At 37.8% G+C, this 267-nt stretch carries 1 protein-coding gene; it reads left to right on the top strand.

What is annotated here, in order from left to right; translation table 11 throughout:
- The coding region (locus tag C1E99_RS00070) for an FAD-dependent oxidoreductase (RefSeq protein ID WP_153060100.1) at window positions 1-267 on the top strand (267 nt) is incomplete at both ends.

The following is a 267-nucleotide window of genomic DNA, read 5'->3' on the forward strand; positions in this document are numbered from 1 at the left end:
ACATTATCTTAGCTACAGGGGCCTGGTTGCCACATATTCTTGAACCTCTTGGTTATCAAGTGGATGTTCGACCACAAAAAGGACAATTGTTAGAATTAGATACAGAATTCGATACTGATAATTGGCCAGTTTGTATGCCTTACGGAGAGATTGACATCCTACCATTTGAAAATGGAAAAATCATTATTGGTGCAACTCATGAAGATGATATGGGGTACGATTTAGAACTAGACCCTGAAAAAATCCAAGCCATGCATGATAAAATAG

Source organism: Streptococcus suis (assembly GCF_002964045.1).
Taxonomy (GTDB): domain Bacteria; phylum Bacillota; class Bacilli; order Lactobacillales; family Streptococcaceae; genus Streptococcus; species Streptococcus suis_U.